We start from the raw sequence: 13812 nt of genomic DNA on the forward strand, positions 1-13812 counted from the left end.
TTTTGTGGGGAAATCGCTCGGAGTGGAGATTTCGGACGGATGCGAGTGACGGGGGATGGCCGTGTCCGAAGAACCGGGCAGTGAACGGGTGATCGCGGGCCGGTACCGGCTGCTGACCCCGCTGGGCGAGGGCGGCATGGGGACCGTGTGGCGGGCCCGTGACGAGGTGCTGCACCGCGAGGTCGCCGTCAAGGAGGTGAAGGCGCCGGGCGGGATCCCGATGTCCGACGTCGAGCGGATGTACGCCCGGCTGGAGCGCGAGGCGTGGGCGGCCGCCCGGGTCGCCAACCGCAACGTGGTCACCGTGTACGACGTGGCCATGGAGGACGGCCGCCCGTGGATCGTGATGGAGCTGGTGCGCGGGGTGTCGCTCGCCGACCTCCTGGACGCCGAGGGCCCGCTCGACCCGCAGCGCGCCGCGCACATCGGCGCCGAGGTGCTGTCCGCGCTGCGCGCCGCGCACGAGGCCGGAGTCTTGCACCGGGACGTGAAACCGGCCAACGTGCTGATGTCCAACGACGGCCGGGTCGTCCTCACCGACTTCGGTATCGCGACGGTCGAGGGCAGCTCCGCGCTCACCATGACGGGCGAGGTCATCGGCTCCCCCGAGTTCCTCGCCCCCGAACGCGCGCTCGGCCGCTCCTTCGGTCCCGAGTCGGACCTGTGGTCGCTCGGCGTGCTGCTGTACGCGGCGGTCGAGGGCAACTCCCCCTTCCGGCAGAACACCCCGCTGAGCACCTTGCGCGCGGTCGTCGACGAGGAGCTTCCGCCGCCGCACCGGGCCGGTCCGCTGGCCCCGGTGATCGAGGGGCTGCTGCGCAAGGATCCGGCCGACCGGATGCCCGCCGAGCAGGCGGAGCGGGACCTGCGGATCATCGGCGCCGGCGGTACGCCCTCCGGCACGGGCACCACACGCTCCGCCCCGCTCGCGTCGGGGGCGTACGACCCGACGGTGGCCGCCTTCCCCGCCGCGGGTGCGGGGCGGAGCACGAACCGGGACGGGGCGCCGACACCGCCCCGTCCCGTCCCGGCCGCCGCGACGCACCCCTCCGCGATGCCGGCCGGCGGGCCGCAGCGCGACCGCCGCGCCCTCGTCTTCCTGGTCGCCGGTATCGCGGCGATCGCCCTCGCCATCGCCGGACTGACGTACGCCTGGGTCAACCGTGACGACGGCGGGAAGGAGGGCACCCCCACCAACGGGGCGGGCACGGTGGGCGGGACCGACGGCGGGACGACGGACGGCGGTACCGGCGAGGAGGAGCCCGGCGGCGGCGCCACGGACGAGGACAGCGAGACCCCCTCCGAGACACCCGAGGAGAAGCCGACCACCAAGCCGCCCGCGCAGTCGGTCGACGTGACGGTGACCGGCGCGAACACCGACTACTCCGGTACCTGTCCACCCCCTGACGACCAGGTGCCCAACTTCACCGCGACGTTCACCGTGGGCAGCGTCCCGGTGGACGTCCAGTACCGGTGGGTGGCGAAGAACGGCCAGATCGACGACACCGGCTGGAAGACGCTGTCCTTCCCGGCCGGCGGCGAGAAGACCAGACGGGACCAGGTCGTCGTCTCGACGAACGGCAGTCACGAGGACGAGATCAGCGTCGAGGTCCGCGGCCCGGTGAACAAGAAGTCCAACTCCGTCGCGTTCTCGGTGACGTGCGAGACGGAGGCCCCGACCACGGGCGGGACCTCCCCCGGCGACGACGGGGAGAACCCCGGCGAGTACAGCGACTCCGACGCCGACTACGACGACGAGGCCGGCGCCCTCACCGGGGTGGCCCGAGGCGGAGCCGTCAGGCCGCGTTCCTGAAGACGGGCAGATAGCCGCCCGACTGCCCGGCGGCCTTCGGGTGGTAGGACTCGCCCACGTTCAGCAGGTTGAGGCTGTGCAGCCACGCGCTGCCCGAGCACAGTTCGTGCCCGGTGAACGTGGAGCGGACGTCGCCGAACGTGAAACCGTGGTCGGCGGCGCGCTTGGCGATCGCGGTGTTCAGGTAGTCGGCCGCGTTGTTGATGGCGGACCGCTTGGCCTGCGAGAGGCCGGGGCAGGTGCCGCCCAGCTGGTAGAAGCGGGGGTAGCCGAGCACCACCACATGGGCGGCCGGTGCCTTGGCACTGATCGCCGAGTAGACCTCGTCGAGCCGGCCGGGGAGCGTCGAGTCGACGTACGCCTTCGCGGTGTTGATGCGTGCGACGCAGGAGCTGTCGGACTGCAGCACGCAGGTGGTCATGACGTCGGCGAAGCCTGCGTCGTTGCCGCCGACGCTCACGGAGACCAGCCCCGTGCCCGGGCCGAGCGGTCCCAGCTGGTTCGCCAGAACATCACCCGTTCGGGCGCCCGAGCAGGCCGTGAAGTTGAAGGACGAGGGTGAGTTGGCGACCGCCCAGAGGTACGGATATGCCTTCGTGCTGCGCTTGCAGTCGCCGCTGGAGGAGATGTAGCTCCCCGCGCCGACGCCCGAGGAGTAGGAGTCTCCGAGCGCCACATAGCCGGTGGCGGCGGCCTGTTGGGACGCCTGCGCCGTCGCGGCCCCGGTGAGGGCGACGCCGGCGGCGAGGAGGAATGAGGTCAGGTATGCCGCAAGTCGGGAACGTCTCATGGAACCTCCCTTTAGCAGGATCTCTGCCTCAACCGTCGTAGCAACTACGCGTGTTGATCGGAAGTGTCCATGTCAATACTTTCCTGTCCGCAACAGACGGACCCGCCCCGCTCCAGTGCCGACGCCTCCTCGCACTTCCCGTCCCGTGACGACAACCACCACCGTGTGAACAGGAGTTCCCCGGAGGAGGCGCGCCCCTCCTCCGGGGAACTCCCGTGCCCGGCGGCGCGCCGCGGAAAGCGGGTGCGCGGGGAGCCCCGGTGACGGATCATGGCGCCATGTCTGCCAACCCACACGACGCACTGCCGATCCGGCTCAACGTCGACGACAGCGACTCACCGTCCGACGTCGTCGACGCGCTGTTCCTCGGCCGTTTCGCGACGGGCGAGCAGCCGTACGCGCACGCGGCGAACATCGACCGGGTACGGTCCGGTGCCACCCTGCTGCCGCCGGGCGCACGTGTCCTGCGCGTCGCGCGGGACGACGACCGCAGCGCGACCCTCGCCGAGGGCGACGGCTGGACCGTACTGGTCTCCCGCTGGAACAGGGGCGCCGACGTCACGGTCACCGCGACCACCGCCGAGCTGGCCCAGAAGGTGCTCGGCCAGGCCACCGACGGCGCGGCCGACGAGCCCGAGCCACAGCCGGAGAACGTGACGATGGGCTTCTGGTACGTCTCGCCGCGCCGGGGCCCGCACCGCACGACCCGGCAGATCTCGGCGGGCACCTGGGAAGAGGTACGGCCGAACTACACCGCGCCCGTGGCGGACGCGATGGACCGGCTGATGAAGACGACCCCCGAGGACATCGCGGGCCGCCTGCTGCTGCTGCACGGTCCGCCCGGCACGGGCAAGACCTCCGCCCTGCGCACGCTGGCCCGTTCCTGGCGGGACTGGTGTCAGGTCGACTGCGTCCTGGACCCCGAGCGGCTCTTCTCCGACGTCGGCTATCTGATGGACATCGCGATCGGCGAGGACGACTCCAACGGCAAGGGGCGCTGGCGCCTGCTGCTCCTGGAGGACTGCGACGAACTGATCCGCGGCGAGGCCAAGCACACGGCGGGCCAGGCCCTCTCCCGGCTGCTGAACCTCACGGACGGCCTCCTCGGACAGGGCCGCAACGTCCTGGTCGGCGTCACCACCAACGAGGACCTGGAGCGCCTGCACCCCGCCGTGGTGCGCCCCGGTCGCTGCCTCGCCCGGATCGAGGTGGGCGCCCTGACCCGCGCGGAGGCGGTGAGCTGGCTCGGCACGGAAGCGGGCGTCGGCCGCGAGGGCGCGACCCTCGCCGAGCTGTACGCGCTGCGCCGCGGCACGTCACCGACATCGCTGCCGGAGCCGAGGGGCGGGGCGGACGCGGGCCTGTACCTGTAGGCGGTCCCGCCGCGATGTTCCCCTGCCCGCCGCGGTGTTTTCATGGATGTATGACCCTCTTCGTCGGCACGTCGGGGTGGCAGTACAAGGACTGGCGGGGCGCCCTCTATCCGCAGGGCTGCCCGGCCCGGCTGTGGCTGGAGGAGTACGCGGCCCGCTTCGCCACGGTCGAGATCAACAACGCGTTCTACCGGCTGCCGACGCGGGAGAACTTCGAGGCGTGGCGGGAGAGGGTGCCGGAGGACTTCGTGGTCGCGGTGAAGGCGAGCCGGTACCTGACGCACATCAAGCGGCTGCGGGACCCCGAGGAGCCGGTGCACCGCCTGATGAGCCACGCGCTCGGCCTGGGCGACCGGCTGGGCCCGGTCCTGCTCCAGCTGCCGCCGACCCTGCGGGCCGACGCGGACCTCCTGAGTGCCTGCCTGGCATGCTTCCCCTCCGGCACCCGGATCGCGGTCGAGCCCCGCCACGACTCCTGGTGGACCCCCGGGATCCGCGAGGTACTGGAGTCCCACCGCGCGGCCCTGTGCTGGGCCGACACCCGGTCCCGCCCGGCGACCCCCCTGTGGCGCACCACCGACTGGTGCTACCTCCGCCTCCACCAGGGCCGGGCCCGCCCCTGGCCCCACTACGGCCGCCAGGCGCTGACGACCTGGGCGCACCGCATCGCCGACACCTGGCCCGCCGACGCCGACGCCCATGTCTACTTCAACAACGACCCCCACGCGGCGGCGGTGCGGGACGCGACGGCGTTCGCGAGCGCGGCCCGGCGGGCGGGCCTGCGGCCGACCCGCACACCGGAACCGGTCCGGCCGACGCGGCCCTGAGCCGCCGGCGTCCTACCTCTGCCCCAGCCCCAGCCCCAGCCCCAGCTTCTGCTTCTGTCCCTGTCCCTGTCCCTGCTTCTACTCCGCGTACGCGGCCCGCAGTGCGTCCCGGGCCACCGCCAGCGCCTCCGCCTCGTCGAGGCCGAGGCGGCGCACGCGCTCCGCGTACGCCCCGGCGGCCGCCGCGGCCTCGCGCTCCGCGGCCGAGCCGGCGGCCGCCACGAACGTGCCGTTGCGCCCCCGCGTCTCGATCACCCCGTCCGTCTCCAGCGCCCGGTACGCCTTGGCGACGGTGTTGGCCGCGAGCCCGAGCTGCTCGGCGAGCCCCCGTACGGTCGGCAGCCGGAACCCCACGGGCAGCACGCCGGAGCGGGCCTGTTCCGAGATCTGGGCGCGCACCTGCTCGTAGGGCGCGCCCCCCTCCACGATGCGAATCTTCAAGGTCACGCGGCGATTGTCCCGTACCCGGCGGAAATTCGGAGGCAGCCCGACCGTGCGGCCCCGTAGCGTGCGCACCCATGACAGTGATCGTGCGCGCCCTCCGCGCCGCCGACCCCGTGGACGCCGGGGCCTTCGTCGAGGTACGGCGCCTGGCCCTGCCCTTCATGGTCAGCACCGCCGAGTCCCTGCTCCACGACACCGCCCACGCGGCCCCCGCGGCCCATTACCAGCTGCTGGTCGCCGAGGCGGACGGCGAGGTGATCGGCACCGCGCAGCTCGGCATCGCTGACGACAGCCCCGTACCGGACCAGGGATGTCTGAACGTGTACGTCCACCCGGACCATCCACGCCGGGGCGCCGGCGGGCTCCTGGTGCGCGCCGCCGAGGAGCGGCTGACGGCGGTGGGGGCGAAGCGACTGCTGGCATGGGTGCTGGACACCCCGGAGAACCGGGCGTTCGCGGAGCGGCGCGGCTACACGTCCAGCCGCTCCGCGCACTTCCTCCGGCTGGACCTGGCCCACGGCACCCTGCCCCCGCTCGCGGACCCGCCCCCGGGCGTGGAACTGCGTACGGCCGCCGACTTCGCCGACGACCCGCGCCCCCTGTTCGACCTGGACGCGGAGGTCTCGGCGGACGAACCCGGCGACCTCGAGGCGGAGTTCGACGACTACGAGTCGTGGCTCGCGGAGACCTATCGTCACCCCCTCCTGGACCACGCCCTGAGCACGGTGGTCGTCGTGGACGGCGCACCCGTCGCGTTCACCGCGGTGCGCACCGACGGCCGGGACCGCTACTTCACGGGGATGACGGGCACCGCCCGCGCCTTCCGCGGCCGGGGTCTGGCCAAGCTCGCCAAGAACGACTCCCTGCACCGCGCGCGGGCCGCCGGCTGTACGGAGGCGTTCACGGGCAACGACACCGGCAACGGTCCGATGCTCGCGGTCAACACATGGTTCGGATACGAGGTCTGTGCGACGGAGGTGCGGTATGTCCGTGAACTCGGCTGAGCCGGCGGCGGAGGTGGAGGTCGTCCTGCTCAAGGCGGGCCGTACGAAGATCCGTTACCCCGCGCGGCCGGTGAGCGACGACGGCGTCCGGGTCGTGGTCCGCGCCGCCTGGGCGAGCGAGGGCGTACGGGACTTCGGCTTCGTACGCTTCGAGCCCGGTGACGTGTTCACCGAGTACTACTGGCGCGACCGGTGGTACGCCGTGAAGGAGGTCAGGGACGCCCGGGGCGCGCTGAAGGGCTGGTACTGCGACATCACCAGGCCCGCCACGCTCTCGGGCGGGGAACTCGTCGTCGAGGACCTCGACCTGGACCTGTGGCGCTCCGCCGACGGCACGGACGTCCTGCGGCTGGACGAGGACGAGTTCGAGGAGAGCGGGCTCGCGGCGAGCGACCCGGAGGCCGCGGCGGCGGCCGTGGCGGCTCTCGACGCGCTGGAAGCCCTGGCCCGGGAGGGCGGTTTCACGGCCCTGCTGGACTGAGCCGGGCCACCACCGCGTACCGCTCGTCCTCGACCTCCCTTCCCCACAGCGCGGAGTCGTGCCCGAGCCGCACGATCTCCGCGTCGGACACCAGCGGCGCCACCAGGCCGTACAGCCGCTCGGCGGGTATGCCGACCGGGGAGAGCGTGCCCCACACGCCCTCGACCAGCACGAGGCGGCCTCCGGGCCGCAGCAGGCCGCACCAGTGGCGCAGGGCACGGCCCGGGTCGGGCAGCGTCCACAGCACATGACGGACGAGGACCACGTCGAAGCGCTCCTCCCCCACCGGCGGGGCCGCCGCGTCCCCGACGAGGAACACCGCGGGGCGTCCGGCGAGTTTGGCGCGGGCGAGGCCGACCATGGCCCGGGAGGCGTCGACACCGGTCACCCGGTGGCCCTGCTCGGTGGCGAGGAGTGACAGGCTCCCGGTGCCGCATCCCAGGTCCAGCACGTCGCAGCCCCGGCGCGGCAGCCAGTCCCGCAGGCGGGCCGCCCAGGCATCCCGGACGGCGGGTTCCCGCAGGCCGTGATCGGGTTCGTCGTCGAAAGAGGGGGCTTCCGCGTCCCAGTCGACGGCTCCCGGAGGGTCATCTGCCGCCGGGTCGTCCGGTGTTCGAAGGGCCGGGGAGGTTTCACCGTCGTCGATGTTGGTCATGCCGCCAGAGTGACACCTGCCACTGACAGTCCAGATGGTGACAGCCGCCACTGACACAGCACGAACGATGAGTAACGCTCCCGGAAAGGGTCTACCTCCGTGAAAACGCGGAACCCGGTAGACGCAAGGAGGCAGCCATGCGCCGTACGACCGTGCAGAAGCCCCTGAGGAAGTCCACCTCCCGCCGGGTGCGGGACGAGGCCGAGGAACGTCCCGCCGAGCGCCGGGAAGTGCGCAAGGACATCGCGCGCACCTGGTGGCCGGACGGCTGACCGCCCGCCGGCACCCCGGCTCGTCGGCATGCCGTTTCGCCGGCCATCCGACCCGGCCGACCATCCGACCCGGCCGTCCGGACGGCCCTCCTCCTCACCTTTCCGCGTCACCCGCTGACCGCGTCAGTGCCCTCGGCCCGGACCGAGGGCACGCTCGTGTGCGGCCCGGGCCGGATGCGGTCAGGGCCGCTTCAGGTTGCGGTCCAGCAGGTCCAGCAGCGCGGTCCAGTGGCGTGCCGTCGCCTCGGCGTCGTAGGCGGCGGTGTCGGCCTGGGTGTAGCCGTGCGAGGCACCCGTGTAGACCTCGGTGCGATGGCGGACCCCCGCCTCGGTGAGCGCCTTGTCGAGCAGGTCGATCTGCTCCGGCGGCAGGGACGGGTCCTCGTCGGCGTGGCCGAGGTACACCTCGGCGGTGATCCGGGCCACCGCCAGGTGCGGGCTGTCCGGTGCGTCGGTGGCCAGACCCCCGCCGTGGAAGCCGGCCACGGCGGCGACCCGCTCCGGGAAGGCACCGGCGGTGTGCAGGGCGAGCCGGGTGCCCATGCAGTACCCGGTGATCCCGACGGGCCCGGCGGCGGCATGCGGGCTGCCGGCCAGCGTGTCCAGGTAGGCCGGCGCGTCCCGCAGCGCGAGCTCAGGTGTCAGCGCCTGCATGGCCGGGAGGATCTGCCCCCATATCTCCGGCCGTGCGGCCGGGTCGATGAACTCGGGCAGGTCGAACACCGGGGTCCGCCCCGACCGGTGGAAGACGTTGGGCACGAGGACCGTGTACCCGGCACCGGCCAGCCGGTCGGCCATCCCCCGCAGATGGGGCCGCAGTCCGAACGCGTCCATGTAGAACAGGACCGCCGGATACGCGGTGTCGTCGTCGGGGTGGACGAGGTAGGCGTCGGCCGTGCCGTCCTCGGTGGTGATGTCCACGGTGGTTCCGCGTACGGCGGTCATGGGCGCTCCTCATTCTTCTGGGCGATGGGCGACTGGTCCTCGCCCGGTCGTCAACTGACGCGAGCGAGCGCATTGTTCCGCGCCCGGGTAAGAGACGGATCACCGGCCGGGCCGGGAACCCCCTTTCCTGAGCCCTCGGTTAGCCGATCCTTAACGCCACCATAAGGATCTGCCGCACCTGCCTCCAACAGGCGATTCCGCGGTTTCCCGGGGCTAGCTTGCTGATCGTCCCCGACGCCCGGGACCGACCCCGGAGCCGTTTCCAGGACCGTGTGAGGAGCGCCCCGTCATGCCCGTGCCCGCCGCCCGCCGCAGGGCCGCCGCATTCGTCACCGCGGCCGTCACCGGCGCCACCCCGCTCGTCCTGGCCGGGTGCGCCGCCGGGCCGGCCTGCGCCGCCCGCCTCCGCGCGACCACCGGCGGACGGCACGGCCGCTGAGGAACCTCCGGGGCCTGTCGGGCGGCTCAGGCCGGACAGGCCCCGGCAGCACACGTACGCACCGCCGGGCGGCCCCGGCGGTGCGTACGCACACGTGTCAGCCGACGGCCGAGAGGCAGGTCGTCGGGGTGGCGTGGGCCGGGTCGAGGGCGTTGAGGACCTCGTGGAACGCGATGCGGTCGAGGAGTCCGATCGCCGCGTGCTCGGAGAGGTCGAGCGCGCAGAGGTCCTGGATGACGATGTTGCGCACGTTCGGTCCGCTGAGGAACTGGGACCGGTAGGGGGTGACCACCTCGTCGTACTTGGTGGCGAGGACCGTGTACGTGACGCCGGGGACGGTGTCGCCGCCCGCGTTGAGCTTGGTCAGGAAGGGGGAGCCGACCACCTGGTCGGCGAGGGCCGGGGTCGCGCCGGACAGCAGGTCCCCGGCGCCGGGGAAGTACTGGAGGAGTCCGGTGAGGCCGTTCAGGGTGGTGCCGTGGTTGGAGGGGGCGATGCCGACGAGGGCGTTCACCTCCGCGGCTCCGCCGAGGAACTTGAGGTAGTAGCGGGGCATCATGCCGCCCTGCGAGTGACCGACGAGGTCGGCCTCGGCGGCGCCGGTGGCGGCGAGCACCCGGTCGACGAAGGAGTCGAGCTGCTCCGCCGACTTCTCGATGGGGCCGAGGCCGTTGAAGAAGGCGACGCCGGGGAGTTGGCCGTAGTCGAGGGAGTAGACGCAGTAGCCCCGGTTCACGAGGTACGGGGCGAGGCCCAGCCAGTTGTCGACGGAGTTCGCGAACGTTCCGTGGACGAGGACCACGGGGCGGGGGTGGGCGCTGGAGGGTTTGCAGGAGTAGTCGTTCCAGCCACGGCTGGATGCGGCGGCCGTGTCGGCGGCCTCGGCGGCGGTGGCGGGGACGACGGTGGCCGCGGCGGCCAGGCACAGGGCGGCCAGCGGTCTGATCAGGCGCTTCCAGGGCAGCATCGGGTGATCTCCTTGCGGCTCAAGGGATGTGCGACGGCGTACGCCCTGTGATCCGGATCACGAGGATGCTGTTCTAGTTCGCCAAGTTACGGGCGAGTAGAAAAAGTGGGAAGTTACGTGTCAGTAAAAACTTCAAGTGAAGGTCGGGAACACTGACACGTGACGCCGAATCGTCACCAGGCGGGCCTGATCGGACCGTAGGGCGCGATCCGCGCCAGCCGATCGCGCAACGCCCGCACCTCACCCTCCCCGCCGAGCGATTCGGCCCATTCCGCGACGACCTCGGCCGCCGCCTCCTCCGCCGCCCGGGTGCAGGCCCACCCCCGCCCGGTCAGCACGACCAGGCGGGCCCGGGCGTCGGCGGGGTGCGGCCGCCGCTCGACGTACCCCTTGCGCACCAGCTCGTCGACGAGCTGGCTGGCCGCCTGCTTGGTCACCCCGAGATGGGCGGCGAGGTCGGTGACCGTCGCCCCGTCCGGGGCGAGCCGGGTGAACGCGAAGCCGTACGAGGGCCGCGCCTCGAAGCCGCGGGCCGCGACCCCCTCGTCGATGCGGCGCGTCAGGTCGCCGGCGGCGGCGAGCAGGACGGCGGTCAGGGCCAGGGCTTCGGAGTTCTGCACGCCTGCATTGAAACACCCTTGACGAATTGGTCAAGCTGCTTGACCATATAGCCAGATGGTCAAGCAGCTTGACCATCTGTTCCATCGTCCGTCCGTCCGCCCGTCCGTCCGCCCGTCCGCCCGTCCGCCGGTCCGCCGGTCCTGAGGACCGAAGGGGACCCCGAGGCCCCAGGAGGCCCGCATGCCTGTCGTCCGTCCGTCCGAAGCCGTCACCCACGAGATCCATGGCGCCCGTTTCGTCTCGTACGCCACCCCGCGCACCGGCAGCCGGGAACTGGCCGCCTGGCGGGGCGAGATCCCGCCGGGGACCAAGGCGCCCGCGCACACCGTCACCAGGGAGGAGATCCTGCATCTGCTCAGCGGCGAGCTGGTGGTCACGCTGGACGGCCGCACCGAACGGGTCGCCGCCGGTGACACCCTGATCGTCAACGCGGGGGCCACCCTCACCGTCGAGAACCCGGCGGCGGAGACCGCCGTCACCTGGGTCGCCACCTCCCTCGGCCTGGAGGCGGAGCTGGCCGACGGCACGCGGATCGTTCCCCCGTGGGCCAACTGACCACCGCACGAGGACGGTTACGCGGCCAGTGTCCCCGGCATCACCGCGTGGGGGCCGAACTTCGCCCGGGCACGGTCGGCGACCTCCTCGATACGGCGGACCTTCTCGTCGACGGGGTCGAAGGCGAGCTGGTGGGAGGCCCGGTCGGCGGGGGTGAGACCCTCGGCGCGCAGGGCGATCGCGCGGACACGGGCCCGCTGGAGGCCGAGGGCGTCGTACAGGGCGTAGGCCGTCGAGGTCAGCGCCGGGGAGTGCGCGGTCGGCTCCTCGAGGGTGCGGGTGCGCGTCGTCGAGGACCGGTCGGCGTAGCGGACGGTGAGGGTCAGGGTGCGGCAGACCTTCTCCAGGGCGCGCAGCCGGGAGCCCAGTTCCGCGGTGCCGGCGAGCAGGGCGCGGCGGTGCCGGTCCGGGTTCAGCTCGTCGCGGGAGAAGGTCTGTTCGGTGGCCAGTGAGCGCGCGACGGCGTTCGGTACGACCCGGTCCCGGTCGACGCCGTTGGCTTTCTCGTGCAGGTCGCGGCCCGTCCTCGCCCCGACCAGGCGCTGGAGCGTGGACAGGGGCGCGCGGGCGACGGCGCCGAGGGTGTCCAGCCCGTACTCGCCCAGGGTGCGGGCGGTCGCGGTGCCGACGCCGGGCAGCGCGGCGACGGGCAGTTCGGCGAGGAAGTCCACGACGAGGTCCTCGGGCACCGCGCACGGCGATCCGGGCGCCGCCGCCCCCAGCGCGAGCCGCGCCGTCAGCGGCCCGGGCCCGGCGCCGATCAGGCAGTCGACGCCGTACAGGGCGAGGGCGCGGACCCGGATCAGCCGGGCCAGTTCCTCGGCGTCCCGGCCGAAGTACCTTTCGGCGCCCCGCAGATCGGCCAGTGCGCCGTCCGGCGGCAGCGCCTCCACGACCGGGGTGAAGTCCTCGACCACACCGAGGAGACCGGGCAGGGCGGCCTCGTACTTCGGCGGCAGCTGGAAACGTACGCAGAGGATGGTCATCCCGCACTCCCTGGACTCTGGTGCCACAACTTCCGTACCTGAGAAGGACCTTGAGAGGGCTCGTCGCCCGCGGGCCGCAGATCGGCCCAGGGGTGCATCCGATAGCCGGTGGACATACGGATCCGGCGGCCGGTGTCCCCGCGCGGTCCGCCGTCGGGGGCCGCGTCGCCGGGGGCGGTGCCGGTGTCCACGGGTTCCGCCAGCCGGGGTGCCACCGCGTCGAGGCCGCCCTCGCGCCGCAGCTCCACCAGCTCGGCGAGGTTCCAGGCCGCTGCGCCCACCACGCTGAGACTGCGCGGTCCGCGCCGCTGCACCACCCCGCGCACCAGCAGCAGCCAGGAGTGGAAGACGGTGTGGGCGCAGGCGTCGTGGGAGTCGTCGAAGAAGGCGAGGTCGACCAGGCCGGTGCCGTCGTCGAGGGTGGTGAAGACGACCCGTTTGCCCGAGCGGATCGGCGGGGTCTGGGTCGCCGCCTTGGCGCCCGCGACCAGGACCGTCTCCCCGTGCCGCGTCTCACGCAGCCGCCGCGCCGACACCACGCCCAGCTCGTCGAGGAACGCCCGGTGGTCGTCCATCAGATTGCGGGAGACGTCCATCGACAGCACGCCCAGCTCGGCGCTGAGCCGTTCGGCGGAGGACAGGTCCGGCAGCCCGGCGGAGGCGGTCCTGCGGCCGCCGGACAGCGGCAGCTGCCCGCCGCCCGCGCCCCGGGCGCCCCGGTGCAGCTCGGTCAGGTGCAGTTGCAGATCACGCCGGTTGGCGCCGAAGGCGTCCAGCGCGCCGACCTGGGCGAGCCGCTGGGCCAGCGGCCTGCTGGGCCGCGCCCGCTCCCAGAAGTCCAGCAGCGAGGCGTACGGCTGCCCGTCCGCGATCCGCGCCGCCTCGGCCTCGCTGATGCCGTGCACGTCGGAGAGGGCGAGCCGGATCCCCCAGGTCCGCTCCTCCCCCGACCCCTTTGATTCAGACACCAGTTCGATACGGTGAGCGACCGCCGACCGGTTCACGTCCAGCGGCAGGACCGGCACCCCCCGCCGCCGCGCGTCCGCGAGCAGCAGCCGCTTCGGGTACATCCCGGGGTCGTGCGTGAGCAACCCGGCGTAGAACGCCGCCGGATGGTGCGTCTTCAGCCACGCCGACTGGTACGTCGGCACCGCGAACGCCACCGCGTGTGCCCGTTCTTCGCGATCTGCATGTCTCATGAGACATCGCCCTGAACGGCCGACGCAGATCTCCCCAGAGTTTTGGATGATCAGATAGGAGCCCGCCGACGGGCGGGGTGAGACAGTGGACTTCAGGAATAGATCTATCTCGAAACTCATCCGATCGAGGGATTTCTTAGCGTTCGAGCCCGGAGAGGGGAACGCATGTGTTAAATGCCACGGTCTTCGCCTCCAGTCAGTTGCAAAACGTCTCGACGGCCCTTGACCACGTCGGGCGCAATGCCTCCATTTCGCTTACAGGAAAGCAGTGATGAATCGCAGCCTCTTTGATCTTGAGTCACGTTTGCCAATAGGGAAAACTAATCGAGAGTTCCGTAGCGTACGCGAGACTCTGGGCTTCACGGCCGCCCTTCGCCTCATGGACGAGATATTCTCAACATTCCCTGACGCAGACACTCCCGTTCCTTTCAAGTATCAAGT

Annotated in this window: 15 protein-coding genes and 1 pseudogene; 8 read left to right on the top strand and 8 right to left on the bottom strand. The window is 72.2% G+C overall.

Annotation, left to right across the window (positions count from 1 at the left end; all coding sequences use genetic code 11):
• The first annotated feature begins 55 nt into the window (after positions 1-55).
• Entirely contained in the window at positions 56-1813 is a 1758-nt protein-coding gene (locus ACZ6BB_RS14990) for a serine/threonine-protein kinase (RefSeq protein WP_471615620.1), read from the top strand.
• Here the strand turns inward: ACZ6BB_RS14990 and ACZ6BB_RS14995 are convergent.
• Positions 1797-2603: an SGNH/GDSL hydrolase family protein gene (locus ACZ6BB_RS14995; protein WP_471615621.1), complete on the bottom strand. Its 807-nt coding sequence runs from the start codon at positions 2601-2603 to the stop codon at positions 1797-1799. The genes ACZ6BB_RS14990 and ACZ6BB_RS14995 overlap by 17 nt on opposite strands.
• Positions 2604-2881: 278 nt before the next feature.
• Here ACZ6BB_RS14995 and ACZ6BB_RS15000 point away from each other — a divergent pair, with 278 nt between their 5' ends.
• Both ACZ6BB_RS15000 and ACZ6BB_RS15005 read left to right on the top strand, forming a co-directional pair.
• Entirely contained in the window at positions 2882-3976 is a 1095-nt protein-coding gene (locus ACZ6BB_RS15000) for a DUF5925 domain-containing protein (RefSeq protein WP_471615622.1), read from the top strand.
• Between the two features lie 50 nt (positions 3977-4026).
• Positions 4027-4803 (top strand): DUF72 domain-containing protein, encoded by a 777-nt coding sequence (locus tag ACZ6BB_RS15005; protein ID WP_471615623.1) that lies wholly within the window; start codon positions 4027-4029, stop codon positions 4801-4803.
• Between the two features lie 78 nt (positions 4804-4881).
• Here ACZ6BB_RS15005 and ACZ6BB_RS15010 read toward each other — a convergent pair whose 3' ends face one another.
• Entirely contained in the window at positions 4882-5250 is a 369-nt protein-coding gene (locus ACZ6BB_RS15010) for a GntR family transcriptional regulator (RefSeq protein WP_471615624.1), read from the bottom strand.
• Between the two features lie 71 nt (positions 5251-5321).
• Between ACZ6BB_RS15010 and ACZ6BB_RS15015 the strand changes: the two genes are divergently transcribed.
• Both ACZ6BB_RS15015 and ACZ6BB_RS15020 read left to right on the top strand, forming a co-directional pair.
• Positions 5322-6251, top strand: a complete 930-nt coding sequence (locus ACZ6BB_RS15015) for a GNAT family N-acetyltransferase (RefSeq protein WP_471615625.1) — start codon at positions 5322-5324, stop codon at positions 6249-6251.
• Positions 6232-6732, top strand: coding sequence for a ribonuclease FAU-1 family protein (locus tag ACZ6BB_RS15020; protein ID WP_471615626.1), 501 nt, complete (start codon positions 6232-6234; stop codon positions 6730-6732). Before ACZ6BB_RS15015 ends, ACZ6BB_RS15020 begins: the two co-directional genes overlap by 20 nt.
• Here the strand turns inward: ACZ6BB_RS15020 and ACZ6BB_RS15025 are convergent.
• Positions 6713-7387, bottom strand: coding sequence for a class I SAM-dependent methyltransferase (locus ACZ6BB_RS15025; protein WP_471615627.1), 675 nt, complete (start codon positions 7385-7387; stop codon positions 6713-6715). The two genes, ACZ6BB_RS15020 and ACZ6BB_RS15025, sit on opposite strands and share 20 nt — an antisense overlap.
• A gap of 137 nt (positions 7388-7524) precedes the next feature.
• Here ACZ6BB_RS15025 and ACZ6BB_RS15030 point away from each other — a divergent pair, with 137 nt between their 5' ends.
• Positions 7525-7659, top strand: a complete 135-nt coding sequence (locus tag ACZ6BB_RS15030; RefSeq protein WP_318810304.1) for a hypothetical protein — start codon at positions 7525-7527, stop codon at positions 7657-7659.
• Between the two features lie 180 nt (positions 7660-7839).
• Here the strand turns inward: ACZ6BB_RS15030 and ACZ6BB_RS15035 are convergent, their stop codons facing one another.
• On the bottom strand, positions 7840-8604 hold the full coding sequence (locus ACZ6BB_RS15035) for a dienelactone hydrolase family protein (RefSeq protein ID WP_471615628.1): 765 nt from the start codon (positions 8602-8604) through the stop codon (positions 7840-7842).
• 289 nt (positions 8605-8893) lie between these two features.
• On the opposite strand from ACZ6BB_RS15035, the gene ACZ6BB_RS15040 reads away from it, so the two are divergent.
• On the top strand, positions 8894-9043 hold the full coding sequence (locus ACZ6BB_RS15040) for a hypothetical protein (protein ID WP_471615629.1): 150 nt from the start codon (positions 8894-8896) through the stop codon (positions 9041-9043).
• 97 nt (positions 9044-9140) lie between these two features.
• On the opposite strand, the gene ACZ6BB_RS15045 is transcribed toward ACZ6BB_RS15040, so the two are convergent.
• Positions 9141-10010, bottom strand: coding sequence for an esterase/lipase family protein (locus tag ACZ6BB_RS15045; protein ID WP_471615630.1), 870 nt, complete (start codon positions 10008-10010; stop codon positions 9141-9143).
• Between the two features lie 173 nt (positions 10011-10183).
• Positions 10184-10630, bottom strand: a complete 447-nt coding sequence (locus ACZ6BB_RS15050) for a MarR family winged helix-turn-helix transcriptional regulator (protein WP_471615631.1) — start codon at positions 10628-10630, stop codon at positions 10184-10186.
• Positions 10631-10811: 181 nt separating this feature from the next.
• Between ACZ6BB_RS15050 and ACZ6BB_RS15055 the strand changes: the two genes are divergently transcribed.
• On the top strand, positions 10812-11186 hold the full coding sequence (locus ACZ6BB_RS15055; protein WP_275459461.1) for a cupin domain-containing protein: 375 nt from the start codon (positions 10812-10814) through the stop codon (positions 11184-11186).
• Between the two features lie 17 nt (positions 11187-11203).
• Here the strand turns inward: ACZ6BB_RS15055 and ACZ6BB_RS15060 are convergent, their stop codons facing one another.
• Together ACZ6BB_RS15060 and ACZ6BB_RS15065 are read right to left on the bottom strand one after the other, a co-directional pair.
• The gene (locus ACZ6BB_RS15060) at positions 11204-12172 is read right to left on the bottom strand and encodes a DNA polymerase Y family protein (protein WP_471615632.1); all 969 of its coding nucleotides are present in this window, start codon (positions 12170-12172) and stop codon (positions 11204-11206) included.
• Positions 12169-13347: pseudogene (locus ACZ6BB_RS15065) on the bottom strand (helix-hairpin-helix domain-containing protein); the annotation flags it as partial. The pseudogene ACZ6BB_RS15065 and the gene ACZ6BB_RS15060, both read right to left, overlap by 4 nt.
• Positions 13348-13812 lie beyond the last annotated feature (465 nt).

This window comes from Streptomyces sp. NPDC041108, from assembly GCF_055592645.1.

Excerpts from the sequence above, each read along its gene's own strand:
- ACZ6BB_RS15030 (WP_318810304.1), top strand. The coding sequence starts at position 7,525 with ATGCGCCGTACGACCGTGCAGAAGCCCCTGAGGAAGTCCACCTCCCGC.
- ACZ6BB_RS15005 (WP_471615623.1), top strand. The coding sequence starts at position 4,027 with ATGACCCTCTTCGTCGGCACGTCGGGGTGGCAGTACAAGGACTGGCGG.
- ACZ6BB_RS15025 (WP_471615627.1), bottom strand. The coding sequence starts at position 7,387 with ATGACCAACATCGACGACGGTGAAACCTCCCCGGCCCTTCGAACACCG.
- ACZ6BB_RS15020 (WP_471615626.1), top strand. The coding sequence starts at position 6,232 with ATGTCCGTGAACTCGGCTGAGCCGGCGGCGGAGGTGGAGGTCGTCCTG.
- ACZ6BB_RS15055 (WP_275459461.1), top strand. The coding sequence starts at position 10,812 with ATGCCTGTCGTCCGTCCGTCCGAAGCCGTCACCCACGAGATCCATGGC.
- ACZ6BB_RS14990 (WP_471615620.1), top strand. The coding sequence starts at position 56 with ATGGCCGTGTCCGAAGAACCGGGCAGTGAACGGGTGATCGCGGGCCGG.
- ACZ6BB_RS15060 (WP_471615632.1), bottom strand. The coding sequence starts at position 12,172 with ATGACCATCCTCTGCGTACGTTTCCAGCTGCCGCCGAAGTACGAGGCC.
- ACZ6BB_RS14995 (WP_471615621.1), bottom strand. The coding sequence starts at position 2,603 with ATGAGACGTTCCCGACTTGCGGCATACCTGACCTCATTCCTCCTCGCC.
- ACZ6BB_RS15000 (WP_471615622.1), top strand. The coding sequence starts at position 2,882 with ATGTCTGCCAACCCACACGACGCACTGCCGATCCGGCTCAACGTCGAC.
- ACZ6BB_RS15040 (WP_471615629.1), top strand. The coding sequence starts at position 8,894 with ATGCCCGTGCCCGCCGCCCGCCGCAGGGCCGCCGCATTCGTCACCGCG.
- ACZ6BB_RS15045 (WP_471615630.1), bottom strand. The coding sequence starts at position 10,010 with ATGCTGCCCTGGAAGCGCCTGATCAGACCGCTGGCCGCCCTGTGCCTG.
- ACZ6BB_RS15035 (WP_471615628.1), bottom strand. The coding sequence starts at position 8,604 with ATGACCGCCGTACGCGGAACCACCGTGGACATCACCACCGAGGACGGC.
- ACZ6BB_RS15015 (WP_471615625.1), top strand. The coding sequence starts at position 5,322 with ATGACAGTGATCGTGCGCGCCCTCCGCGCCGCCGACCCCGTGGACGCC.